1 pseudogene is annotated in these 750 nt (G+C 53.7%); it reads left to right on the forward strand.

The features are described from left to right. Positions 1-750, forward strand: a pseudogene (locus tag DWB67_RS17770) (IS3 family transposase); the annotation flags it as partial.

A 750-nucleotide genomic window follows, 5' to 3' on the forward strand; every position in this document is an offset into this window, starting at 1 on the left:
AGGTTGATCGGTCTTCGGTGCGGTATCTGTCGCGACGGGGTAATGATGCCGAGCTAAGGGATGCCATCAAGCGGGTTTCGAGGGAACGGGTCGGTTTGGTTGTCGTCGTATCCACGTGATGATCGCGCGGGAAGGTTTTGCTCTGAACCCTAAGAAAGTCAGGCGCATCTATACCGAAGAGAAGCTGCAGGTGCGCCGCAGACTTGTCAGAAAGCGTGCTTTGGGCACTAGGGAGCCAATGGTGCTGCCGGATGGGCCGAACCACCGCTGGAGCTTGGACTTCGTGTCAAACGCGCTGACAGACGGGCGCAGGTTTCGCATCTTGGTAGTCGTCGATGACTTCAGTCGTGAGAACTTGGCTCTGGTTGCTGATACATCGCTGTCCGGCCACCGCGTTGCTCGTGAACTGGACAAGGTGATCGCAGAACGAGGCATGCCGAAGACAATAGTTTCAGACAACGGCACTGAGTTCACCAGTATGGCGATCCTAAAATGGGTTCAGGAAACGGGTATCGATTGGCATTACATAGCGCCTGGAAAGCCCCAGCAGAACGGCTTTATCGAAAGCTTCAACGGCAAGCTTCGAGACGAATGTCTCAACGAAACGTTGTTTGGTACATTGCGCGATGCCCGCAACACGCTTGAAAAATGGCAGAAGAATTACAACTGTCGCAGACCACATTCAGCATTGAGCAACCTCACCCCGATGGAATTTTTGCAGAGAAAGGCAATGGACAAGATGGCGGCCTA

It is taken from the genome of Paracoccus sp. JM45 (assembly GCF_003590715.1).
Lineage (GTDB): Bacteria > Pseudomonadota > Alphaproteobacteria > Rhodobacterales > Rhodobacteraceae > Paracoccus.